Annotated in this window: 16 protein-coding genes and 1 pseudogene; 7 read left to right on the plus strand and 10 right to left on the minus strand. The window is 72.3% G+C overall.

Translation table 11 applies throughout. The features are described 5' to 3' along the window. The gene (locus tag ADK67_RS19795) at positions 1 to 5,454 is read right to left on the minus strand and encodes an ATP-binding protein (RefSeq protein ID WP_053717959.1); all 5,454 of its coding nucleotides are present in this window, start codon (positions 5,452 to 5,454) and stop codon (positions 1 to 3) included. Positions 5,455 to 5,949: 495 nt separating this feature from the next. Between ADK67_RS19795 and ADK67_RS19800 the strand changes: the two genes are divergently transcribed. Both ADK67_RS19800 and ADK67_RS19805 read left to right on the plus strand, forming a co-directional pair. After that, complete coding sequence (locus ADK67_RS19800; protein WP_053717920.1) at positions 5,950 to 6,702, plus strand: HEAT repeat domain-containing protein; 753 nt, start codon at positions 5,950 to 5,952, stop codon at positions 6,700 to 6,702. Further along, positions 6,696 to 7,733, plus strand: coding sequence for a MerR family transcriptional regulator (locus tag ADK67_RS19805; protein WP_053717921.1), 1,038 nt, complete (start codon positions 6,696 to 6,698; stop codon positions 7,731 to 7,733). The genes ADK67_RS19800 and ADK67_RS19805 overlap by 7 nt, the downstream gene beginning before the upstream one ends. A gap of 271 nt (positions 7,734 to 8,004) precedes the next feature. Here the strand turns inward: ADK67_RS19805 and ADK67_RS19810 are convergent, their stop codons facing one another. Further along, positions 8,005 to 8,661 (minus strand): GNAT family N-acetyltransferase, encoded by a 657-nt coding sequence (locus ADK67_RS19810; RefSeq protein WP_082403610.1) that lies wholly within the window; start codon positions 8,659 to 8,661, stop codon positions 8,005 to 8,007. A 123-nt stretch (positions 8,662 to 8,784) separates the two neighbouring features. Between ADK67_RS19810 and ADK67_RS19815 the strand changes: the two genes are divergently transcribed. Then, positions 8,785 to 9,312: a hypothetical protein gene (locus ADK67_RS19815; protein ID WP_053717922.1), complete on the plus strand. Its 528-nt coding sequence runs from the start codon at positions 8,785 to 8,787 to the stop codon at positions 9,310 to 9,312. A gap of 38 nt (positions 9,313 to 9,350) precedes the next feature. Next, on the plus strand, positions 9,351 to 10,205 hold the full coding sequence (locus ADK67_RS19820; protein WP_231648264.1) for a DUF3592 domain-containing protein: 855 nt from the start codon (positions 9,351 to 9,353) through the stop codon (positions 10,203 to 10,205). 83 nt (positions 10,206 to 10,288) lie between these two features. Here the strand turns inward: ADK67_RS19820 and ADK67_RS19825 are convergent, their stop codons facing one another. After that, positions 10,289 to 11,161 (minus strand): serine hydrolase, encoded by an 873-nt coding sequence (locus ADK67_RS19825; protein ID WP_082403611.1) that lies wholly within the window; start codon positions 11,159 to 11,161, stop codon positions 10,289 to 10,291. A 266-nt stretch (positions 11,162 to 11,427) separates the two neighbouring features. On the opposite strand from ADK67_RS19825, the gene ADK67_RS19830 reads away from it, so the two are divergent. Then, on the plus strand, positions 11,428 to 11,892 hold the full coding sequence (locus ADK67_RS19830; protein WP_231648265.1) for a PaaI family thioesterase: 465 nt from the start codon (positions 11,428 to 11,430) through the stop codon (positions 11,890 to 11,892). An 84-nt stretch (positions 11,893 to 11,976) separates the two neighbouring features. Here the strand turns inward: ADK67_RS19830 and ADK67_RS19835 are convergent, their stop codons facing one another. The 4 genes and pseudogenes from ADK67_RS19835 to ADK67_RS55385 all read right to left on the minus strand — a co-directional run. Further along, positions 11,977 to 12,567, minus strand: coding sequence for a hypothetical protein (locus ADK67_RS19835; RefSeq protein ID WP_053717924.1), 591 nt, complete (start codon positions 12,565 to 12,567; stop codon positions 11,977 to 11,979). 52 nt (positions 12,568 to 12,619) lie between these two features. Continuing rightward, positions 12,620 to 13,558: a carbohydrate kinase family protein gene (locus tag ADK67_RS19840; RefSeq protein ID WP_053717925.1), complete on the minus strand. Its 939-nt coding sequence runs from the start codon at positions 13,556 to 13,558 to the stop codon at positions 12,620 to 12,622. A gap of 73 nt (positions 13,559 to 13,631) precedes the next feature. Then, on the minus strand, positions 13,632 to 14,411 hold the full coding sequence (locus tag ADK67_RS55380; protein WP_442974171.1) for a glycoside hydrolase family 32 protein: 780 nt from the start codon (positions 14,409 to 14,411) through the stop codon (positions 13,632 to 13,634). A gap of 972 nt (positions 14,412 to 15,383) precedes the next feature. Beyond that, positions 15,384 to 16,143: pseudogene (locus tag ADK67_RS55385) on the minus strand (glycoside hydrolase family 32 protein); the annotation flags it as partial. Positions 16,144 to 16,342: 199 nt separating this feature from the next. On the opposite strand from ADK67_RS55385, the gene ADK67_RS19850 reads away from it, so the two are divergent. After that, positions 16,343 to 19,678, plus strand: coding sequence for a GH32 C-terminal domain-containing protein (locus tag ADK67_RS19850; protein WP_082403612.1), 3,336 nt, complete (start codon positions 16,343 to 16,345; stop codon positions 19,676 to 19,678). 126 nt (positions 19,679 to 19,804) lie between these two features. Beyond that, the gene (locus ADK67_RS19855; protein WP_197289525.1) at positions 19,805 to 20,839 is read left to right on the plus strand and encodes a LacI family DNA-binding transcriptional regulator; all 1,035 of its coding nucleotides are present in this window, start codon (positions 19,805 to 19,807) and stop codon (positions 20,837 to 20,839) included. Between the two features lie 45 nt (positions 20,840 to 20,884). Here ADK67_RS19855 and ADK67_RS19860 read toward each other — a convergent pair whose 3' ends face one another. The 3 genes from ADK67_RS19860 to ADK67_RS19870 are packed head-to-tail and all read right to left on the minus strand — an operon-like array spanning position 20,885 to position 24,160. Further along, positions 20,885 to 22,300: a glycoside hydrolase family 32 protein gene (locus ADK67_RS19860; RefSeq protein ID WP_053717927.1), complete on the minus strand. Its 1,416-nt coding sequence runs from the start codon at positions 22,298 to 22,300 to the stop codon at positions 20,885 to 20,887. A 23-nt stretch (positions 22,301 to 22,323) separates the two neighbouring features. After that, positions 22,324 to 23,223 (minus strand): carbohydrate ABC transporter permease, encoded by a 900-nt coding sequence (locus ADK67_RS19865; protein WP_053717928.1) that lies wholly within the window; start codon positions 23,221 to 23,223, stop codon positions 22,324 to 22,326. 1 nt (position 23,224) lies between these two features. After that, complete coding sequence (locus ADK67_RS19870) at positions 23,225 to 24,160, minus strand: carbohydrate ABC transporter permease (protein WP_053717929.1); 936 nt, start codon at positions 24,158 to 24,160, stop codon at positions 23,225 to 23,227. Positions 24,161 to 24,212 lie beyond the last annotated feature (52 nt).

The raw sequence follows: 24,212 nt of genomic DNA on the forward strand, positions 1-24,212 counted from the left end.
TTACGCCGGACGGGACTCCAGCGCCTGGATGATCCGCGGCCGCAGCTCGACGGCCGGCACGACGGCGTCGACCGAACCGACCTCGACCGCGCGCTCGATGCTGTGGATCCGGTCGAACTCGCGCGCGATCTCGCCCTGCTTCTCGGTCCGGACCGCGGCGCGCAGCTCGTCCAGCTCGGCGGTCAGCGCGGCCCGGTCGGCGCCGGTCGCGGCGGCGCTCCTGGCCTCCAGGTCGCGGACCCGGGCGTCGGCCGCGGTGCGGGCCGTGACCTCGCGCGTGAACACGACCGCGGCGGCGGGTGCGCCACCGAGCACGGAGGCGAACGAGCCCTCCACCGCGAGCACGGTCATGTTCGGGTTCAGCGCCTTGGAGAACACCACGAACGCGCCGCCGTGGTACCGGGAGATCACGCAGAACACGATCGGCCCCCGGAAGTTCACCACCGCCCGGCCGATCTCCGCGCCGTACTCCAGCTGGAGCTTGCGCATCGACTCGGGCGAGCCGTCGAACCCGGACAGGTTCGCCAGCACCACGACCGGCCGGTTGCCGCTGGCCGCGTTGATCGCCCGCGCCACCTTCTTCGACGACCGCGGGAACAACGTGCCCGCGGTGTAGGTGTCCGGGCCGTCGGTGGGCGGGAAGCCGCGCCGCTCCACCGGACGCGACTCGATGCCCACCAGGCAGACCGGGATGCCGCCCAGGTGCGCGTCCTGCACGACCGCCGTCTCGGCGTCGGCCATGCCCGCCCAGCGCTCCAGCACCGGGCGGTCCTGGTCGGACAGCGCGCGCATGACGGCCCGGATGTCGAACGGCTTCTTGCGGTCCGGGTTGTCCAGCGCGGAGAAGATCTGCCCGACGCTGGTGAAGTCGCTGCCCGGCGCCTGGTGCGGGTAGCCGGTCACGTCGCGGTCGTGCGGGTCGGTCGTCGGCGCCCGCCGCGGCCCGTCCTCACCCGGCGCGACGTACGTGTGGTCGTAGTAGGTCATCAGCAGGTCACGCGCCGAGGCCAGGTCGGGCGCCCAGTACTGCGCCTGCCCGTTCGGGCCCATGACCCGGTCGTACCCGCCGATGCCGAAGTTGTCCTCCGCCGACACGCCGCCGGAGTAGTCCAGCGACTGCTTGCCGGTGAGCACCATGGCCGAGTCGGGCGTCATGACCAGCACGCCCTTGGTGTGCATGAGCATCGTGGCTTCGGCGTTCCAGTACGGCTGCGCGCCCACGTTGATGCCCGCGACCACGATGTTGATCTCGCCGCCGCCCTGGGTGAACTCCACGATCCGCTTGAGCGCGGCGGCCACCCAGTCCATGTTCTCGGTGCCGGACTCCATGGAGATCCGGGCGCCGGCGGACAACGCGTACCACTCCACCGGCACCCGGAGCCGCTCGGCCAGGTCCAGCGCGGCGATCACCCGGCGGCACTCCGGCTCGGACAGCGCGCCGAGGGAGCCGGTCGGGTCGCCGAGCAGCACGACCCGGGTGACGCCCTGCGGGTGCCGCTCGGTCGGGGTGCTGACCACGCCCGCGACCATCGCCGCGGTGTTGCGCCCCTTCGGGCGGTCCACCGGCACCAGCGCGTGCGTCTCGTCCAGGTCGTACTCGGTGAACTCGCCGATCATGCCGGTGATCTCGTACGGGTACACCGTGTTGCGGCTGCTCGCCCGCAGCACCTTCTGCCGGTAGCCGTCCAGCGGCGGGATCGGCGCGGCGGACGGCTCGCCGATGGTGAGCGCCGGCGTCCCGGTGGCGTCGAAGGAGATCCGCAGCGCGACCCGCACCAGCTCACCGGTCTCCAGCCGCTGCCGGAGGATGAACTCGATCTCCTCCAGGCCCGCGCCCGCCGTGGTGGGCAGGATCCGCTTCGCCAGCATCTCCAGCTCGTCGCGGGTGATGTCGCTGGCGGGCCAGACGTAGACCACGATGCGGTTGGTGTCGAACCGGGCCGACGACGACCGCCGCGACTGGGCGCGCCGGATCGAGTCCAGGCAGGTGGCCAGCGCGTTCTCCGCGGTCGGCAGCGCCGCGAGGCGGCCGTCGTGGTCGCGCAGCGCCACCAGGTCCCGGACCTGGCTGAACGCCACGATCCGCTCGTCCGCCCGGTTGTCCCGGGCGGCGCAGTGGAACAGGTACACGTCCTCGTCCGACGAGGGCAGCCGCGTGAGGTCGAACTCGCGCAGGCGCTCCAGCTGCATCCGCTGGGCGATGTACGGGTGCAGGCCCCGGATCAGCCGGTCCTCGGCCATCCCGGCCTCGGACGGGCGGAACGTCACGTGCTGGTGCCCGACCGCGCCGCCGCGGCCCGCGACGGTGAGCGTGAGCCTGCGGACCTGCTCCGGCAGCGGGTGCGCGCTGACCACGGCGGCCAGTGCGGCGGCCAGCTCGGCGGCGTCCTCCGGCTGGTCGCGCCACGCCAGGTAGACGTCCGCCTCCAGCGTGCCCGTGCCGGCCGCCAGGGTGCCGAGGGCGCGCAGCGCCTCACCGAGGTCGTCGTGGCCGGTCGCGGTGGACACCACGGTGAAGTCGGTGCGCTCGGCGATCACGAGGGTGCGCTCGCCGACCGTGCTGGTCCGGACGTCGACCAGGCGGTTGTTGCCGTAGTACCGCCGGGTCAGCACCTCCAGCATCAGCGCGTCGTCCATCGGGCTGCGCTCCAGGTACTGGCTGAACAGCCGCACGAGCGGTTCGGTCGTCCGGACCATGCGGGCGACCCGCTCGTCGCGGTCCACGGCGTCCGGGTGCTCGGTCAGGTACCGCACGTGCCTGCGGACCTCGGCGTAGGCGCGGGCCCGGTTGCGGCGCAGCAGCGGCTGGCCGAGCCAGGCGAACACGACGCCGCGCGCGAGGTCGGAGACCGCGGGGAACCGCACCTGGGTGGCCGAGACGAGGTGTTCCAGGGCGAGCCCGACGGTGTCGCGCAGCGCGTCGTCCGGCGGTGCCTCGGTCAGCCACGACCGCAGGATCGCCGCCACCACCCCCGCGTCGGCCGTGGCCCGCTGCAGGGCGAGGAAGATCCGGAACACGGCGGCTTCCAGCTCCGGCGTGCGGTCCAGGCTGGTGACGCCGTAGTGGGCGAGCGCCTTGGCGAGCCTGCGCTGGAACCGCTCCGGCAGGCCGGAGCGCTCCACGTCCAGGCTCTGCAGGTAGGTGTGGAAGTACTCGCGGGCGCTGTGCACGTGGCCACCGACGCCGGCGTCCTCGCCCGCCGGGCGGTTGCGGCTCAGCTCGGCCAGGTCGGCGAACGCGGTGAGCAGGGCGACCTCGTCGGCCAGCGGCCGACGACCCGCCGCGGTGGCCTCCCGCCGTGCGGCGAGGTAGTCCCGCAGCACCCGGCCGTCGTCGACCGGGTCCACGTCGAAGCCGAGCAGCTGCCCGCGCAGCTCCTGCACGCCGCGCCGGACGAGGTCGGCGTTCGACGCGTCCGGGAGCGGCGCCAGGTCCAGCTCGACCGGCTGGTCGGCCGCGGTGTCGGCGACGTCGTTCTCGGCGAGGGGTTCCAGCCGCAGCAGCGGGGCGCCGCTCGCCACCTGGCTGTTGACGGTGACCGCGCATTCCTTCACCCGGGCGGCGAACGGCGCGCGCAGCACCGTCTCCATCTTCATGCTCTCCAGCACGAGCACCGGCGCGCCCGCCTCCACCTCGTCGCCGACCCCAACCGGGGTCGCCACGACGAGCGCGGGCGCGGGGGAGCGGAGCACGCCGCCCTCGTCCCGGCTGACCCGGTGCGCGACGCCGTCCACCTCGACCAGCGCCACGGGCCCCGTGGCGCCCAGGAGCAGGCGGTGGCGGGTCCCGTTGACGCGGATCTGCCCGGTGTGCCGGTCGAACCGCTCCAGCTCGACGTCGGCGGTGCGGACCTGGGCGCCCGCCTCGATGCCGACCCGGAACCGCTGCGCGCCGACCCGGGTGACCCGGACCCGGTACGTGACGCCCCGCAGCTTGAAGTCCAGGCTGCGGCCCTGCTCGTGGCGTACCTGCGGACGGCCGCCGAACGCGGTGGACAGCAGCCGCTGCCGCTCGGCGCCCTCTTCTTCCTCGTACGCCTGGATCGCGGCGGCGGCGACGGCCGCGGCGGAGTGGCGGTGCGCGACGAGCCTGCCCTCGCCCCGGACCCGGTCGATCCAGCCGGTGTCCGCGCTGCCGTCGACGACCTCGGGCTGGTCGAGCAGGTCGAGGACGAAGCTCTTGTTGGTCGCGCCGCCGTCGATGACCACGGTGGTGTCGGCCATGGCCCGGCGCAGCCTGCCCAGCGCCTCGGCCCGGTTGCGACCGTGGGCGATGATCTTGGCGATCATGGAGTCGAAGTCGGCCGGGATGGTGTCGCCCTCCCGGACCCCGGTGTCCACCCTGATGCCGGGCCCCGCTGGCAGGGAGAGCCGGTCGATGCGCCCCGGCGACGGCGCGAAGTCCCGGTCGGGGTCCTCGGCGTTGAGCCGCGCCTCGACGGCGTGCCCGCGCTCGACCGGCCGTTCGCCCTCCAACCGGTTGCCAGAGGCCACCCACAGCTGGGCCTTGACCAGGTCGAACCCGGTCGTGGACTCGGTGATCGGGTGCTCGACCTGCAGGCGGGTGTTGACCTCCAGGAACGCGAACGCGCGGTCGCCGGGGTGGTACAGGAACTCGACGGTGGCCGCGCCCCGGTAGTCGACCGCGTTGGCCAGCCGTTCGGCGGAAGCCTTGAGGTCGGCGGCCTGGTCGGCGCCGAGCACCGGGGACGCCGACTCCTCGATGATCTTCTGGTTGCGCCGCTGCACGGAGCAGTCGCGCACGCCCAGCGCCCACGCCGTGCCCTGGCCGTCGGCGATGACCTGCACCTCGACGTGCCGCGCGCCCGTGACCAGGCGTTCGAGGAACACGACACCGCTGCCGAACGCCCGCGCGGCCTCCTGGCTGGTCCGCTCGTAGGCGTCGGCCAGGTCGGCGTCGCTGGTGATCACCCGGATGCCCCGCCCGCCGCCGCCCGCGGTGGCCTTCAGCATCAGCGGGTAGCCGATGCGCGCCGCGGCGGCCAGGGCCGCGTCCAGCGACTCGACCGGGCCCCGGCTCCACGGCGCGACCGGGACGCCGACCTCCTCGGCCAGCAGCTTGGCGCCGATCTTGTCACCGAGCCTGCGCATGGCCTCGGCGCTCGGGCCGACGAAGGTGACGCCGATCTCCTCGCAGAGGGAGGCGAACGCCGGGTCCTCGGCGACGAAGCCCCAACCGGGCCAGGCCGCGTCCGCGCCGGTCTCCACCAGCGCCGTCTTGAGCACCTTCAGGTCGAGGTAGGGGCGGGTGGACGCGGGCCCCAGGTCGTAGGCGATGTCGGCCTCGTGGACGAACGCGGCACCGCGGTCCACGTCGGTGTGCAGGGCGATCGTCTCGATCGCGGTGCCTGTCTCCTCGGCCAACTCCCGGGCCGCGTGGATGAGCCGCATCGCGGCTTCTCCTCGGTTGACGATCGCGATACGGCGGAACATCCGACCGGCCATTCCCTTCTGTACGTGCCCTCGAGCGTGCGGTGCTGGTTCAGGTCGCGTCCACACTCTTACCGGGGCCGACCCCGCGCTGTGCAGTGGGTCGGCCAGGGAAGACTACGGCCACCGGTCCGGTGGCGAGGCCCGGTCCCCGCGGCGGCGCCCGGCTCGTCCGGCGGGCGTCGACCCGCGCCTCGATCGACGGACCGCAGGTCAACGCCCGGACCGCGCCCCGATCGGCACTCGCATGATGCCGGCTGCCCGCGTCCTGCCGAGGGCGGAGGTCGGCCTCGGCACGACCCGATCACCGCGTCCGGCGCGACCACGCCGAAGGGATCCGTGCACGGAGCGTGGTGCCGACGTCGCAGTACACGTTGGCCCCGTCCACCCCGTTGCGGAGGCGCGCCTCCCTTGACCTTGACATCGTGACAAGGTGTCCACTGGGCGCAGGAGGTGGTCCCGATCACTACGACAACCGGAACACCGCAGCACGCCCGCATGGTCGCCGCCCTGGGCGCCGACGACTCGTCGGTCCGGCTCCAGGCGGCCTTGGCGGTGGGCACGAACCCCGATCCCGGCCTGCTGGAGACGCTTGTCGAGCGGTGCGTGGTCGAGCCGGACTTCTTCGTGCGGGACATGCTGTCCTGGGCGCTGACCCGCCTCCCGCCGGAGGTCACCCTGCCCCGGATCCGCCGGGAGCTCGACGCCGAGCGCACGCAGGCGCGCAGCCAGGCGTTGCACACGCTGTCCAAGATCGGCGACAAGAGCACGTGGGCCTGGATCAGCCGTGACATGCTGCTTGACGCCGACGACGAGGTAGCGCGGACGGCGTGGCGCGTCGCGGTCGCCCTCGTGCCCGAGGACGAGAAGGAAGGCTTGGTCGACGCGCTGGTCACGCAGTTCGGACGCGGCGACCGCGACGTGCGGCTGAGCCTGAGCCGGGCCCTCGTGGACCTCGGCGACGTGATCGAGCCCGCGGTGGAGGCGGCGGCGGCGAACCCCGACCCGGAGGTGGCCGCGCACGCCCGGGCCACCGAGCTGCTGCGGCAGGACCCAGAGACCGGGTTCGACGCGGCCGTCCACGAGGCGACGCGACTCGTCGCGCTCGGCCTGGAGCGAGCCGCCGCCGCCGAGATCGCGGAACCGGCCGAGACCGCTCAGACCGAACCCGCCCAGTCGACCGTGGCCGCTCGGACCGAGCCCGCCGAGTCGGCCGAGGCCGCGAACGAGGTGGAGACCACACCGTGCTGATCGGCGAAGTGGCCCGGCGCTCGGGGTTGAGCACCCGGATGCTCCGGCACTACGACGCCCTCGGGCTGGTGCGCCCGACCGGTCGCACCGTCGGCGGTTACCGCGAGTACTCCGCCGAGGACGTCCGCCGGATCTTCCAGGTCGAGGGCCTGCGGTCCCTCGGGCTCTCGCTCAAGCAGATCGGGCGCGTGCTGGAAGACCGGGCCTACCCGCCGTCCGCCCTGGTCAGCGACCTCATCCGGTGGACGGAGGACCGGTTGGCGCGCGACCGGGAGCTGCTCGAACGGCTCCGCGCGATCGACGCGTCGGCGCCCGCCGGCTGGCAGGACGTCCTGCGCGTGGTCGACCTCATGCAGGGGCTCGACTCGACCAGCGCCGCCCGCAGGCAGCAGGCCGTCCTGACCCGGCCGGATGGCGAGCCGGTGCCCGCCGAGCTGCTGGCCAAGGCGGTCCTGGCCGAGGCCGACCCCCACGTCGCGGGCGCCCTGCGCTGGGCGCTCGCCCGCTCCGGCGGCGACGGCCTGGCGACGCTGGCAGCCGGCGTGCGCGCGGAGGACGTCGAGGTCCGGCGGCGCGCCGTGCAGGCGATCGCCGAGCTGCCCGAGGTCCCGACCGAGGTGCTGGCGGACGCGCTCGGCGACCCGGACCCGACCGTGCGCGGTCACGCCGCGCTGGCGTTGGGCAGGCGTGGCTCCACCGAGGCCGTGCCGGCGCTCGTCGGCATGGTGGTCGACGGCTTCAACGACGTCGACGCGGCGGAAGTCCTGGGCACGCTGTCCCAAGACCCGGGGAGCGCGGACCGGATCACGACCGCGCTGGTCGCCGCGCTCGCCGCGCCCACGGCGGACTCCGCGATCCGGATCCGCCTGACCCAGGCGCTGGTCGAGCTGTCGGGGACCACCGCGGAGGGCGTCCTGCGCCGACTGGCCCACGACGACGACCACGCGGTGGCCCTCGTCGCCACGGCCTTCGTCGGGGTGCTCGAAGAGCGGAGGGCCGGACAGGCTCCCCGCCGGCGGCCTGATGGCTGATGTCGCCCGATCGCCGGGTGGATGGTCTCGGCTCAGCCCCGCGGGCATGGTCATCGGCTTCGGCCACGACCCACCGGGTGTCTCCAGGGACGTCATCCGGTCGATGTGGGACAGGCGCCTGCTGGTGACCTCGTTCGATCGAGCGGTCGAGGTGTCGGCCTACGCGGGCACCTCGGTGACCCTGCGGCTGACCGCCGTCGAGGACACCGGCGCCACGACGTCACCGTCAACACCACCTGAACCAAGGCAAGCACGGTCGAGCGGACACCGGTCAGCGCTCGAAGTCGCACCGCATCACCACCCGGCGCAGGGTCGGGTGGCTGACCTGCGTGAACCCGGCCTCCTCGAACACCTGGCGGGCGCCGACGCGCAGCTCGCCCCAGATCACGTCCCGGCCCGGTTCGGTGATCATCGCGTAGGCCTCCAGCGCGCGGGCGCCGCGGGCGCGGGCGAAGTCGACCGCCGCGCGGGCCAGCAGGTAGGTCAGACCGCGGCCCCGGAAGCCCTTCCGGACCACGAAGCATGTCACCGCCCAGGTGGTGGCGTCGTCCTTGTCCTCGTCGCGCCCCTTCCACGGGATGCGGGACGTGCGCAGCTTCGGGTACGCCGTGCGCGGCTCGACGGCGACCCAGCCCGCCGGCTCGCCGTCGACGTAGGCCACCAGACCGCTGGTGGCCTCGGCGTCCGGCGTGTCGCACGCGGTCTGCTCGCGCAGCATCGCGTTGCGCTCCTCCTGGGTGGTGTCGCGCCAGAACCAGCCGGCGACCTTCAGCCGCTGGCACCGGCACTGCCCTGGTTCGGAGGCGCCGAACACGTCCCGCAGGTCGTCCCACGACGCCTCGTTGGCGGGGACGACCCGCACCTGCCCCTCGGTGATCGGCCCCGGCGCCCCGGCCCTCGGTGCGCGGAGCGAGGTGTCGTCGGTCATGCGCGGCAGGCTAACCGCGGTTGCGGACGTTCGGCTTCCGCAACCGCCGAACCTGGGACCGGTAGGGCCCTCGCCCGCCACACGATGTGATCACCACGTCAGCGGCTCGGGAGGCAGGACACCGTGTTCAAGAAGATTCGCGACCAGATCAACGCGGCCACGCAGCAGGCGACGGCGCGCGCCGAGCAGGACTTCCAGCAGCACGCGGCGCAGTTCCAGCGGGAAGCCGCCGCGGAGGGCCACGACATCCGGCCGCAGCTGCCGACGCTCGGCATGGTGTCGCACGCGTTCGGCACGATGACGGACGACCCGGCGATGGCCGCGTTCCTCGCGCTGCCCGGCGAGGAGCAGCTGGGCCAGCAGCGCGAGGTCAACGCGTACGGCCGGAACCTGCGCAGGCTCCACGAGTCCGGCGAACCCGCCACCGCCGTCATCCGCACGCTCGACCCGACCGGGGCGGCGGTCGCCGGCCAGCTCCAGTACACCTCGGCGATCGACGTCACCCGCGTGGACGGCACGACCTACCGGACCACGATCACGCACCTGGTGCCCACGATGGCGTTCTCGCAGTACACCCCGGGCACCAAGCACGAGGCCCGGATCGACCCCGCCGACCCGGCCAACGTCGGGGTGTTCGGTCTCGTCGACTGATCGACCGGCCGTCCGAGGACGTCGAACGAGGAGGTCTCGTGTTCCCCTACGGGAAGCTGTGGTCGGCCGCCCTGGGCCTGCCGGACGACCCCCAGCGGGAGCGCGAGGCACGCCGCAAGGCGTGGCTGCTCAGCGTGCCGACCGCGGTGAGCTGGGCGGTAGCGGGGTGGTCCGGCTCGCTCGGCATCCTCGACGGGTTCCGGCTGATGTCCCTCAACCGGGTCGGCGCCTGGGACGAGGGTGGCCCGGCGGTATCGCTGGTGATGATCTTCAGCGTCTTCGTCACGATCGCGTCCATGCTCGGGTTCGCCCTGCGGTGGAACGATTTCAGCGGCCCCGGGTGGCCCGTCTCGGGGGTCGGCGTCGGCGGTTTCGCCACGGTCCTCGGCCTGGCGGCCGGCACGGCCCTCGCGGCGCCGTCCTGGACGGCTCCCGAGGCGATCGGTGAGCGACTGCCGGTGTCCGACGGGCGGCCGGCGGAACCGTGGGCACTGGTCGACTGGGTCGTCTACTACGAGCCGTACCTGCTGCCCGGCGTGTTCGCGGAGTTCACGGTGGTGGTCGGTGCGCTGCTGGTGCACGCGGCGCGGAAGGCGAGGACCGCGAAGCCGGAGGTGCCTTCTCCCGACCTCGAACACCGGGGTTGGCGGGTCACCGGGCGGATCGACCACGTCGAGTTCACCTACGACTGGGGATCGGGGAACCCGCGGTTCCGGGTGCGCGTCTCCTACCCCGGAACCGCCGGCCCGCGCACCGCCGTGACCACCGTGGTCACGTCGATGTTCGCCGCGCCGGTGGTCGGTGGCGTGGTCGACGTGTTCTACGACCCGGACGACGACGAGTCGATCTTCGTCCGGCCGCGGCCCGACCAGTCCGCGCGCTTCCCGTTCTGAGGGTGGTGCGTCCGTCGGGAAACGTCGACACCGTTCCCGCGGGCGTCGCGCGGGAACGGTGGGTCGACCCCCGAGGCACGTGCTCAGCCGAAGTAACCGTCGAACATGATCCGGCTGATTCCCGTCGTGGTTTCCATGCCCACGTCGAAACCGTTCTCGACCACCTGGGTGTTGTTCATGATGGAGAGGGTGTAGCGCTCGCCGGGACCGACGAAGCCCACCGAGTTCATCAGCCACGAACCGTCGTCGTTGTCGTCGGACCAGCCGTTCTTGTTGCCGGGACGGGCGGCGGCGCCCGCTCCCCACACACCCCACTGCTGGTTGACGTCGACCGAGCGCATCTCGTCGACGATGTAGTCGCGGTGGGCGGGCGGCAGCTCGGTCAGCACGAAGTTGATCAGCCGGTCGAGGTCGTCGGCCGTGGTGAGGATCCAACCCCAGTGGTGCGGGTGCTCGTCGGTGAACCGCATGTCGGTCATCCCGTAGGACGGGAAGCGGGCCGCGAACTCCTGCTCGCCGCCGTAGCGGGTCCACAGCGTGTGCGCCGCGGCGTCGTCGCTGGAGTTCAGCATGCGGTGCATCAGGTCGCGGTCTTCCGCGGTGAGGCTGATGGCGCCGGCGTCGTCGCGCAGCAGGAGGTCCACGACCATGGCGAGCTTGGGCGTGGAGCAGGCCCAGACGAGCGTGTTCGAGTGGGCATTGCGCCAGACGGCGCCGGTCTTCCGGTCGCGCACCACGATTCCGGCGAAACCGGGACGGCTTTCCGCGTAGGCGTTCGCCCGGCGGATTCGGTTCTGCAGTTTCCAGTCGAAGCGCGCGGTGGCGGCCGGGTTGGCGTAAGCCTCGGTGACGGAGGCGCCGGTAGGCGCGGCACCGGCCGCCGGAGCGGCTAACGGGGTGAGGCCGGCGGCGATGACCAGCGCGGTCACGATCATTCTTTTGTTGATCACTCTCATGGCGACGGAAGGTAGCAGGGGGCAAGCGTAAAGGCAGGTGACCCTCGTCATGGTAACGAAACAAAGACGAGGACAACCTTTCCTCGTGCACCGTCGTATTCAGCACTAATACCGGTCCGGTGCGGCGTCCGCGCGGCAATGCCGCGATCCGCGGACGTCGACACCGTGTCCCGCCGGGCGGGACCTCGCGCCGTGGGATCCGACGTCCTTTGTGGACGACGTGCGGCCCGCCGGTCGCACCGGATGCCTCGCCTACTGTGGACACCGTGACCAGCATCCAGGAGCGTCTGTACCCCGCGCTGCCGTGCTTCGGCTGCGGCCACGCCAACCCCAAAGGGCTGCGACTGCGCAGCTACCCCGCGGGCGACGGGCTGGTGACCGCGGCGTTCACGCCGTGGCCCGAGCACGACAACGGCCTCGGCTTCCTCAACGGCGGCATCATCTGCACCGTCCTCGACTGCCACAGCGCCGCCGCCGTGATGCTCGAAGCCGAGACGCGGGGGTGGGAGCCGCTCGGTGACGCCGCACTGTCCTATGTGACCGCCGGTCTGGACGTGCGCTACCTGCGGCCGTCGCCGCTGACCGACCAGGTGGAGCTGCGGGCCACGGTGCGGGAAGCGTCCGAGGCGCAGATGACCGTGGACGTGTCGCTCGTGTGGGACGGCAAGACGCGCGCCGAGGCCACCGCGCTGTGGAAGCGCTGGCGTCCCCGGCCCGCCGCCGGGGTGTGAGTCGGCCGGACGTCCGGCGTTCCGACGGCTCAAGACGTCGTGGTGGCGCGATCCTCTCCCGGTGGGGCAGCACGGCGGTGATCGTCACGGCAGGTCCGGCTCGCTCGCGGGGGAGTCGATCTCAACCCTCGTCGTGGCGCCGGCGGAGAGTTCGCGGTGCCGGGTGAGGTTGTGGTCGAGCTGCCGGGCCAGGCGCCGGATGGTGGTCGACGGCAGGTAGTCGTCGGCGCCCGCGTCCAGCATCCGCCGGACCGGACCGCGGTAGCTGACCCCGAGGCCGTTGTCCTCGACCTCGGTGACGATCACGCGGGCTTTCGGGAACTTCTCCCGGAGAAGCCCGATGAGCTGCGGGCTGCTCGGCGGCACCAGCAGCACGTCGGCCGTGGCCGGTGCCGCGTGCAGGTCGAGCACGATGTAGTCCCCGCCGAGCGCGGCGGACAGCGACGCCCGGGCCGACCTCGACAGCGTCATCGCGGTGGCGACCACGGTCACGTCGTGCACCGCCGGTCCCGGCCCGGCGTCCACGCGCGCCGCGCCGGAGACCGCCGCGATCGGGACGCCGTCCCGCGTGATGACCAGGCTCTCGCCCGGCCCGAGGGCGTCGATGAGCGCGACGACGTCCTCGGGCAGGCGGGCCACGTCGATGACCGCGGCGGGTGGCGTTGGTGTCGTCACGGGACTCGATCTTCCCACAACGGCGGGGTCCGCCGTCGGCCGCGAGCGCGGGTCAGGCGAGGGTGGTCTCGGCGAGGAGCAGTTCGTCGAACCACGGCGGGTCCGCGCCCGGACGCGTGCAGGTGATGGCCGCGACGCGTTGGGCGTAGTCGAGGACGGCGGCCAGCTCGGCTCCGATCAACGTCGCCACGGCGGTCCGGGTCAGCTGGTCGGCGCGGTCGAGCGCGGCCAGCAGCCCGGCCGTGAAGGCGTCCCCCGCGCCCACGGTGTCGGCGACGTCGACGGGCACACCGGGGAGCCGGAGCCCGCCCGCCGGCCCGGAGGCGTAGACGCCGTCCGCTCCGCGGGTGACCACGACCAGCGCCGGTCCCAGCTCGTGCCACTCCGCCGCCACGTCGGCGGGGGAGCGGCCCGGTGCGATCCACTCCAGGTCGTCGGCGCTGACCTTGACCACGTCCGCCATGCCGAGCCACCGGCGCAGCCGGGCCCGCACGGTGGCGTCGTCGTCGACGAGGGACGGGCGGATGTTGGGGTCGAAGGTGATCAGGCGGCGTCCGCGTTCCCGGGACAGCAGGGTGTCGAACGCCGCGGCCATCGGTTCGACCGCGAGCGCGAAGGAGCCGCCGACGTGCAGTGCCGCGTCCGGTGGCAGCTCGGTCGGCAGGTCGGCGACCCGCCAGCCGCCGTCCGCGCAGCCGTCGACGTAGAACGAGTAGTCGGCCGCGCCGTCCCGGTCGACGTCCACGACGGCGAGCGTGGTCGGGGACGTGGAGCGCACCGCGTAGGCCAAGCCGACGTTCGAGTTCTCCAGGTGCGTGCGCAGCAGGGCGCCGAGGCGGTCGTCGGCCAGCCGGGCGAGCAGCGCGGTCGGGGCGCCGAGCCTGCCGAGGCCGACGGCGGTGTTGGCGGGGCTGCCACCCGGGAGGGGGCGGTAGCCGCCGGCGTGGTCGGGCACGAGGTCGACGAGTGCCTCGCCACCAACGATGATCATGTCGTGTTCCCTGGTCGGAGCGAGAGTGGCCGCGGCGGTAGGAGCCCGGGCGGGCGCCTACCGCCGCGAGTGGTCAACGCCGGTAGGCGCCCATGTCCCGGACGGTGAGGCGGTCGATCCGGGCTCGGCCGCCCTTGGCGAAGACCTCGACCGCGTCGCCGGCCGGGTCGGGGAAGACCAGGCTGGTGATCACGGCCTCGCCCACGCCACCGAAGACCTCGACCGACGACCGGTCCACCAGGGCCCGGAACGTCACCTTCCCGTCCACCGCGGCCAGCGGCGCGCGTTGCACGGCGGGGAACTCGGTGCTGAAGTCGGTGCGCCCGGACCGGGTGCGGTCCACGTACAGCTCCCCGGTCGTGGTGTCGTAGCCGATCACCGTCTCCTGGCCCGCACCGCCCAGCACCTTGAGGCCGAACCGCTCGGCGTCGCGGAGGGCGAAGGTCGCCTCGATGTCCAGCGCCTGACCTGCCGCGTGCTCGCCGAGTGATCGCGAGCCTTCGCGGACGGTGCTGCCGTGCAGGACGAACGGCCGCCCGCGGTGGAGGCGGTCGAGGGCGTGCACCGGTTCCTGGACGAGCCTCACCTCGCCGCCGACGGTGCGCAGCCCCACCTGCCGGGGGACGCTCGCCGCGCCACGCCACGGCGAGGTCGGGACGTTGCCGGCGTACTGCCAGTTGCTCATCCACCCGATCGTGTAGCGCTTGCCGTCCGGCGCGTTCTCCCACGACACCGGCGCGTAGTAGTCCTTGCCGTGATCGACCCAGTCCGCTCGCTCCACAGTGGACTTGGCAGGCGCGTCGGCGAGCGTGAACCGGTCGACCATCACGTGTCCCCAGCCCGCGGTGTTCATGTCCACCACGGAGATCCGCGCCTCCTGGCCGAGGTGCTCCCGGAGGTCGAAGGACGCCCAGTCCAGGGTCTCGCTGTCCGCGCCGGTGGCCGACCGCACGACCTCGCCGCCCACCACGAGGTTGACCGACGTCTCGGTGGAACGCGGCTTGGCCGGCGCGTCGGCGAGCACCACGTGGTCGACCAGGACGTGCCCCCAGCCGCCGGTGTGCTCGTCTACGACCTCGAAGCGCGCCCGCCGACCGGCCAGGTCGCGGACGTCCCAGGACGCCCAGTTGAGCGCCTCGGAGTCCTTGCCGGTGGCGCCGCGCACGACCTCGCCGTCCACGACCAGCCGCGCGGCGGTGGGCGCTTCGGAGTCGGCCGGGTGGTTGCCGCCGCCGATGAGGAAGTTCAGGTACGGCGCGGAAAGGGTGAACTCCGGCGAGGTCAGGGTGCCGACCGTGGCGTCACCCCGCAGGAAGGTGTTGACCAGGCCGCCGCCCTGCCACCCCGACACCGGTTGCTGGCCGGGGAGCGTGCCGGTCGCGGGCGCGTCGCCGAACGCCTCGCCCGTGACGGTCCACGTGCCGTAGTCGCCGTTCTCGAAGTCGGCCAGGACCTCGCCCGCCGGCGCAGGGACGTCGCCGGTCACGGCCGCCGGGTCGTGCGGGTGCCTGCCGCCGCCGACCTTGAAGTTGAGGTACGGCCGGTCCACCGTGAACGGCGGCGAGGTGAGGGTGCCGGTGGCGCGGTCGCCGCCGTGGAAGCTGCTGGCGTAGCCCGTTCCCTCGACGCCGCCCACGGGGAGCTGCCCCTCCAACGGGCCGGTGGCCGGTGCGTCGCCGAACGCGTCGCCGGTGGTCGTCCACCGGCCGTAGGCGGACTCGAAGTCCTCGACGGCCACGCCGGCGGGCGGGGTGTAGCTGCCGTCGTCGTCGGCGGTGAAGCGGGTGCCGTCGAAGTCGCCGACGAAGTACTGCGCGGCCGAACCGCCCGCGATGCCGCCGGGGTTGATGCTGACCACCAGCACCCACTTGGTCTTGGCCGGGTCACCGTCCACGGGCAGCGGGAACAGGTCCGGGCACTCCCACACGCCGCCGACCGCGCCCGCCGGCCCGAAGTCGCTGAGCTCCTCCCACGACTTGAGGTCCTTGGAGGAGTAGAACCGGATCTTGCGCTCCGCGGCCAGGGCCACGACCATCAGCCAGCTCTTGGTGGGCTCGTGCCACCGCACCTTGGGGTCGCGGAACTCGGCGGACCCGATGTCCAGGACGGGGTTGCCCGCGTACTTGGTCCACGTCCGACCGCGGTCGGTGCTGTAGGCCAGCGACTGCGCCTGCCTGCCGCCGGACTTGGGCGCGCTGGTGTAGACGGCGACCATCGCGGGCTCGTCGGGGGTGCCGAAGCCCGAGGTGTTGGCGTGGTCGACGACCGCGCTGCCGGAGAACACCATCTCCTCGTCGTCGTGGGGCGATCGCGACGGGAAGTTCCTGCCAGTGCACGAGATCGCGGCTGACCGCGTGGCCCCACGACATGTCGCCCCACGAGTTCCCGTTGGGGTTGTGCTGGTAGAAGAGGTGGTACTCGCCCTTGTGGTGGACGAGACCGTTCGGGTCGTTCATCCAGTTCCGCTCCGGGGTGAAGTGGAACCGCGGCCGGTGCGGCTCGGTCGCCGGAGCCGCCAGGACGGGGCTCGTGGCGACGACGAGCGTCACGGCGGTCAGCACAGCGGTCATCAACCGTCTTGTCATGGGCTGCCCTGCGTCTCTGCTCGGGGAAGCGGTGTTGGCCGAGATGGTAAATCGAATTACCTGAGCGAACAAGGGACGATTTCGTGTAACGAAACGGTAAAGTTGCCTCGTTACCACCTTGTTTACCTCGAACGCCTGCCCGCAGCATCGGCGCCTCAAGCTAGTTCGATTTATCACCTCAACGTCGAGGAGGCGTCAGATGGCACGTCATGCCGCCGGCGGCTTGGTGCGTCGCGCCGGGCTACTGCTGGCCGCCCTGATCACGTGCGCGTCGCTCGGTCCACCACCGGCTACCGGGGCCGCTGCGGTGTCCGGTGTCCTGATCAACCCGGGGTTCGAGGCCGGGAACCTGAGCGGGTGGACGGCTCAGGGACAGGCGTTCTCGAACGCCGTGTCGTCGGATCCCGGCTGGGGCTGGGGTTGTTGCTTCAACCAGCAGGGGACGTATCACCTGTGGGGTTTCAAGAGCGGTGGTGACGCGGCCACCGGGACGCTCACCTCCGACCCGTTCACGGTGTCGGGCACCGGCGTGGTCAGCCTGCTGATCGGCGGCGGCCGTGACGAGGCGAACCTGTACGCGGCGTTGACCACGGTCGACGGCACGGTGATCCACAAGGCGACCGGGGCCGACGACGAGGCGTACCGCAGGGTCACCTGGGACGTCCGCGACCGCTTGGGTCAGCAGTTGCGGATCAAGCTGGTCGACCAGTCCACCGGCGGCTGGGGCCACGTCAACCTCGACGACGTCCGCGTCGGGCTCGACCAACCGCCGAACCCGCCGCCGAACAGCGGCCTCACCAACCCGGGCTTCGAAGCCGGGAACCTGTCCGGCTGGACAGCCGAAGGCCAGGCGTTCGCCACCGGGCTGACCACCGAGACGGGCTGGGGTTGGGGCTGTTGCTTCAACCAGCAGGGGACCCATCACCTGTGGGGCTTCAAGAGCGGTGGTGACGCGGCGACCGGCACGCTCACCTCGGACCCGTTCACCGTGTCCGGCACCGGCGTGGTCAGCGTCCTCGTCGGCGGCGGCCGGAACGAGGCCAACCTGTACGCGGCACTGACCACGGTCGACGGAACGGTCCTGCACAAGGCCACCGGCGCGGACAGCGAGGCGTACCACAGGGTGACCTGGGACGTGCGTGACCGACTCGGCCAGCAGTTGCGGATCAAGCTGGTCGACCAGTCCACCGGCGGGTGGGGCCACCTGAACTTCGACGACGTCCGCGTCGGCCTCGACCAGCCCGTCGGCGACACCGCCGCGCACTGGGACTTCCAGGAGGGCTCGGGCGCGTCGACCGTCGAACGGGTCAGCGGCCAGGCCGACCCGATCAGCTACGTGTTCAACCAGGCCGTCTACAAGCCCAAGAGCGATCCGCTGTGGCAGCCCGCGAACGACGGCAAGGGCGTGCTGTCCAAGGCGCTGCTGTTCGACGGCTACTCGACCTGGGTCAGCCGCGCCGCCGGTGCGGTGCCCTTGGACCAGAACGCCCTCACGGTCGAGGCGTGGGTCGCGCCGCAGGGCTTCGAGTGGGGTGACGAGGGCAAGGTCTCCGCGATCGTCAACCAGCAGGAGCAGACCGCGAACCGGGGCTTCTCCCTCGGCGTGGGACGGCACGGCACCTTGAAGTTCGGGATCGGCACGGGTGACGCCTGGCGCGAAGTGGCCACTCCCGCGTCGGCCGCGCTGCGCACCGGCGCGTGGGCGCACCTGGTGGCGACGTTCGACCCGGCCCAGGGTCGGCTGCGGCTCTACCTCAACGGCGCGCAGGTGGCTGAGACCGCCATCCCGACCGGCGCCCGGCTCCAGCAGTCCGGCGTGCCGCTGCTGATCGGCAAGCACAACCAGCCGGTGATCATCAACGGCACCTTCGCGGTGAACATGTTCAGCGGTCTCATCGACGAGGTGAAGCTCCACCGCAAGGCGCTGACCCCTGCCCAGGTCGCCGCCGATCACGCCGCCGCCCTGGCGACCTTCGCCGGCGGCACGATCCCGGCAGCCGACATGGTGCAGGACCGCTCACGCTACGACGGGGACAAGTACCGCCCCGGGTACCACTTCACCGCACCCAACCACTGGATGAACGAGCCGCACTCCCCGATCTTCGCCAACGGCCAGTACCACCTGTTCTACCAGCACAACGTGCACGGCCCGTACTGGCACAACATCAGCTGGGGCCACGCGGTCAGCAAGGATCTGGTGCACTGGCGTGACCTCCCGGTCGCGCTGGCCCCCACGGCGGGCAGCGTCGCCCCCGACGGCGTGTGGTCCGGCGGCGCGACGCTGGACCAGAACGGCGACCCGGTCCTGTTCATCACCGCGGGCGATGATTCCAAGCGCCCCAACCAGGCGACGGGCATCGCCCGCCCGGTGAACCCGGACGACCCCGACCTGGTGGAGTGGCGGATGGAGCCCCGCCTGGTCACCGAGCAGCGGGCCGACCTCGACGTCGGCGCCGGGCGCAAGGTCCGGTTCGGCGAGTTCCGCGACCCGTACGTGTGGCAGGAGGGCTCCACCTGGTTCCAGCTGGTCGGCTCCGGCGTCCAGACCACCGCGGGCGCCGACGTCGGCGGCACCGCGCTGCTGTACACCTCCACCAACCTCACCGACTGGACCTACGCCGGTCCGCTCATGACCGGTGACGTCGGTGCCCACCCCAAGACCGGACAGGTGTGGGAACTGCCGGTGCTGCTGCCGATCGGCAAGGACGCCTCGGGCAGGCAGAAGCACGCGTTCGTGGTCAACCCGGCCTTCACCAGCGCCAGCCCGCACAGCAGCAAGAACACCTTCTACTGGGTCGGCACCTGGGACGCGAACGCGCGCCGCTGGACGCCCGACACCACCACGCCGAAGCTGTTCGACTACGGCGAGCACTTCACCGGCCCCAGCGGCACGGTGGGCCCGGACGGCCGGTCCCTGCTGTTCAGCATCACCCAGGACCGCCGGACCGAGCAGGCGCACCACGACGCGGGCTGGGCGCACAACGCGGGCCTGCCGGTCGAGCTGGGCGTGCGTCCCGACGGCGACCTGGCGATCAACCCGGTCCGCGAGGTGTCCGCCCTGCACACCGGCGCGCCACTGCTGGACGTGCGCACGCCGACGGGCATCGACGCCGTCAACAGCCAGTTGGCCGCGGTCAAGGGCGACATGCTGCACGTCCGGCTGACCATGAAGCCGGGCCCGGCCCAGCGCTTCGGCCTCGACGTGCTGCGCAGCCCCGGCGACGAAGAGCGCACCAGGCTGTTCCACGACGTCGGCAGCGGCCAGTTCGGCGTGGACCGGACCCGCTCGGGCAACCGGTCCAGCCTCGACGCCGACCTCGGCGTCCACAGCGGACCGCTGGTGTCGGCGGGCGGCGTGCTCACGCTCGACGTCTTCGTCGACCGGTCGTCGGTCGAGGCCTTCGCCAACTCCCACAAGTCGATCACGACCCGCGCGTACCCGCACCGCGACGACTCGCTCGGGCTGAGGCTGTTCGGCGACGGGGCGGTGATCGAGTCCATGACCGTCTGGCGGATGGGCGCCATGACCGGGTGATCCGACCGTCCGGCACCGCGTGGCACCCGCCGCGCGGTGCCGGACCCGCGCACCGGGACCGTACTGTTGTCGCAGGCGGGAGGCCGCGCTCGGGCTTCGCCGTCCGCGAGTGGACGAGGGGTGACGATGACGACTGGACGACGGGTGACCATGGCCGATGTCGCCCGCAGCGCGGGCGTGTCGCCGACGACGGCGTCGTTCGTGCTGTCCGGGCGGGAGGGCGTGCGGATCTCCCAGGCGGCCCGGGCCAGGGTCCGGGAGGCGGCCGAGGCGCTCGGCTACCGCCCCAACGCGACGGCACGCAGCCTGCGCACCAAGAGCACCAAGACCATCGGCTTCGTCTCCGACGGGATCACCACGACCCCGTTCGCGGGCGACGTGGTCCGCGGCGCGCTGGAGGCGGCGGCCGAGCGCGACCACCTGCTGATCATCACCGAGACCGACGGCGCGGGTTCCTCCGAGTCCGCGGTGGTCAACGTGCTGCTGGACCGGCAGGCCGACGCGGTGATCCTGGCGACCATGTTCACCCGCTACGTCGTGCCGCCGAAGGAGCTGCACGGGCGCCGGGTCGTCCTGCTCAACTGCCTGGCGCCGGGGTTCGACGCGCCGTCGGTGGTGCCGGACGAGATCGAGGCGGGCCGGGCGGCCGGTCGGGTACTGCTCGACGCGGGCCACCGGTCCGGGATCTGGGCCATCGGCGGTCACCAGGCCGTGCCCGCCACCCCGGAGGGGATCTTCGCCGGCAACGAGCGCATGCGCGGCCTGCAGGAGGCGCTGCGGGCGGAGCGGGCGATGCTCGACGGGGTGGTGGAGTGCCAGTGGAACGCCGAGGACGGGTACCGCGAAGTCCGCGCGCTGCTCACCTCGGGCGTGTCGCCGCGGGCGCTGGTGTGCTCGACCGACCGCGTCTCGTTCGGCGCGTACCAGGCGCTCGCGGAAGCGGGCTTGTCGGTGCCCGACGACGTCTCGATCATCTCGTTCGACGACCAGGACATCGCCTCGTGGCTGCGGCCCGCGTTGACGACCCTGGCCCTGCCGCACTACGAGATGGGACGTCGCGCGGTGGAGCTGGTGCTCGACGGGGAAGCGCACGGCTCCGGGGTGCACCGGGTGGCGATGCCGCTGCGCGAACGCGGATCGGTGGCCGCGCCGCGCCCCTGAACGGGCCCGGTCGGGAACGCGTCGTCCCCGACCGGACCCGCGCGGTCAGCTCGCCGTCGTGCGCAGCTCGTCGTGGCCGACGGCCGTGCGTCGGCCGCCGGCGTCGAGCTCCCAGACGTCGACGACGTGGTCCGGCCCGCCCACGGTCCGCAACCGCCACGGTGCGGGCCCGGTCGGGTAGCAGCGCACCGTCAAGGACTCCCCGCTGTCGAGGAACACCTCCACGATCGAGCCGTCCACGATCACCCTGAACCCGACCGGGTTTCGCGGCCCGGACAGCGGGACCGCGTAGCGCCCCGTCCGGGCACGGGGGTCGAGCGAGGCGTGGTCGCGGTCCACGACCAGCTCGCCCGCCACCGGGTCGACGACGATGTCGAGGTGTTCGCCGGCGGCGGTCTCCAACCGCAGGCCGCACGGCGCGTCCGAGCGCGGCCGGACCCGGGCGGTGAGGTCGAAGGCCGTGCCGACCGCGCCGAGGTGGTCCGCGGCGGACCAGCCGGTGGCGTGCACGAGCTTGCGCCCGCGGTACCCGAGGAGTTCGGTGGCGGGCTGCTGGCGCACCGTCCCGTCCTCGGCGAGCGAGAGCTCACGCGGCACGGTGAGGACGCCCGCCCAGCCCGCCTCCCGCGACCACTCCTGGTCGCGGGCCTCCCACGACCAGCCCCACAGCAGCCGGCGGCCGTCGGGCGCGTGCAGCAGGGCGGGCGCGTACAGGTCCGGACCGTGGTCGAGGGGCCGGTGACCCGTGGGCGTGAACCGGCCGGCCTCTTCGCCGCCCACGTAGACGCGCGTGCCGCGTGGACCCGCGACCGCGTCCCACAGGCTGACGACCAGCACCCCGCGGTCGCCGAAGGTGGCGTACTGGGGGCACTCCCACCCGGTCCAGCCGTCCGCGCCCGACCCGTCGGCGAAGAACGGCCCGCGGTACCGCCAGTCCGCGAGGTCCGACGACTCGTACAGCAGCGCCGCGCCGCGCTCACCGGTGACGCTCGCGCCGACGAGCATCCGCCACCGGTCGCCGTGCCGCCAGACGTAGGGATCGCGGTACATCGACGTGCCCTCGGGTGGCGTCGGGATCACCAGCCCGGGGTGCTTGCGCCAGGTGAGCCCCCCGTCCGCGGACTCCGCGGTGGCGATCGGCTGCCACCAGCGATCCGTGCGGTAGGCGGAGTAGAACGCCAGCATCCGGTCACCGTCGGAGATCGCGTTGCCGGAGAAGCAGCCGTCGGCGTCGTCGCCACCGGGTGTGGGCGCCAGCGCGACCGGCAGTTCCTCCCACGTGACGAGGTCCGCGCTGCGGTGGTGCCCCCAGTGGATGCCGGTGTGGTCCGGGCCGTTCGGGTTGTGCTGGAAGAACACGTGGTAGTGGCCGTCGTGGAAGGTGAGCCCGTTGGGGTCGTTGATCCAGTTCCGGGGTGGCCTCGGGTGGATCGTCGGCAGGTGGGTGTCGGTAGTCGACAACGGAGTCCTCGAGGTCGGAGCGGTCAGCCCTTGACGCCGCTGGAGGCGATGCTGTTGATGAAGGACCGCTGGAAGGCCAGGAACAGCGCGAGCACGGGGACGGTGATCATCGACGAGTACGCCATGATCTGCCCCCAGGAGACGTTGAGCTGGAAGAAGTACTGGATGCCGACCATGACCGGGCGCAGCTCCTCGTCCTGCACCACCATCAGCGGCCACAGGTAGGAGTTCCACGCGGGCAGGAAGGTCAGGATCGCCACGGTCGCGATCGCCGGGCCGGACAGCGGCATGACGATCCGCCGGTAGATGCCGAACCAGCCCGCGCCGTCGATCAGCGCGGCCTCGTCCAGCTCCTTGGGGATGCTCTGGAAGTACTGGTGGAACAGGAAGATCGAGAACGCGTTCGCGACGAACGGCAGCACCTGCACCCGGTAGGTGTCCAACCACCCCTCGGTGAGGGTGAGGCTGAACCCGTTCAGCTCCAGCCAGGGCAGCTTGCTCACCCACCACACCAGCGGCAGCGCGAACGTCTCGAACGGCACGATCAGGGTCGCGATGACGACCGTGAGCAGCAGCTTGCGGCCGGGCCAGCGCATCCGGGACAGGGCGAACGCCGCCAGGCTGTTGACCAGGATGCCCAGCACGATCGTGACCGCCGAGACGCCGACCGAGTTGAGCAGGAACCGGACCGCGGGCACGCGGTCGAACACGGCGGTGTAGTTCTCCAGCGAGAGGCTGCCGACCGGCAGGAACGCGCGGGGGCTGCCGAGGTCGCCGAAGATCTGCTGGTCCGGCTTGAACGACGAGACCAGCATGAACACCACGGGGAACGAGAAGAACAGCACGAGCACGACCCGCAGGGCGTGGCCGGGCAACCCGCGCCGCGCCGACGGGGGAGCGGACCGGGGTGACTCGGTCGTCATGTCAGTCCTTCTCCCTGGTGAGGTGGCGCTGGACGAGCGAGACGATCAGCACCAGCACGAAGAACACCAGCGAGATCGCCGACGCGTACGCGGTCTGCTGCTGCTGGTACCCGCTGCGCACGGCCTGGTAGACGAGCGTGGTGGTCGAGTCCAGCGGCCCGCCCTGGGTCATCACGTTGACCTGGGTGAACAGGCTGAACGCCGAGATGGTGATGGTGATCAGCACGAACGTGCGGGTCGCCCGCAGGCCCGGCCAGGTGACGAACCGGAACCGCGTCCACCGGCTCACGCCGTCGATGGAGGCGGCCTCGTGCAGCTCGGCCGGGATGGTCTGGAGCCCGGCCAACCAGATGATCATGTGGAAGCCCGCGCCCTGCCAGACGGACATGAACACGATCGCCGCCAGCGACGTCGACGGGTCGTTCAACCAGTCGGGTCCCTGGACGTGGCCGAACGTGACCGCGTCGATGATCCTGTTGAGCAGACCGTCCTTCCGGTACAGGAACGTCCACACGATCGACACCACCACCATGGAGGTGACCACCGGGATGAAGTAGACGGTGCGGAAGAAGTTCGTGCCGCGGAACCGCCCGTTGACCAGGAGGGCCAGGCCGAGGGCGAGCCCCGCCTGCACGGGCACCACGACGGCCGCGAAGGCGAACGTGTTGAGCACCGAGCGGAGGAACACCGGGTCCTCCGCCAGCATCGCGAAGTTGCGCAGCCCCACGAACCGGGCGGGTGTCGGCGAGATCAGGCGGGCACTGGTGAAGGCCAGCGCGAACGCCAGGCCGACCGGGATGACGAAGAAGACCAGCAGCAGCAGGACCGCGGGACCGGCCATGCCGATGGCGATGACGCCCTCCCGGCGGCGGGCGGTGCTCAGGGTGCCGCCGCGGGCGCGTCGAGGACGGGGGAGAGGGGGAACAGCGGCGGTCAACGAGACCTCCGGGCGAAGCGGGCGCGCCTGGTGGCGACGACGGGTCTCCACC

Origin of the sequence: Saccharothrix sp. NRRL B-16348 (genome assembly GCF_001280085.1) — a bacterium.
Classification (GTDB): Bacteria; Actinomycetota; Actinomycetes; order Mycobacteriales; family Pseudonocardiaceae; genus Actinosynnema.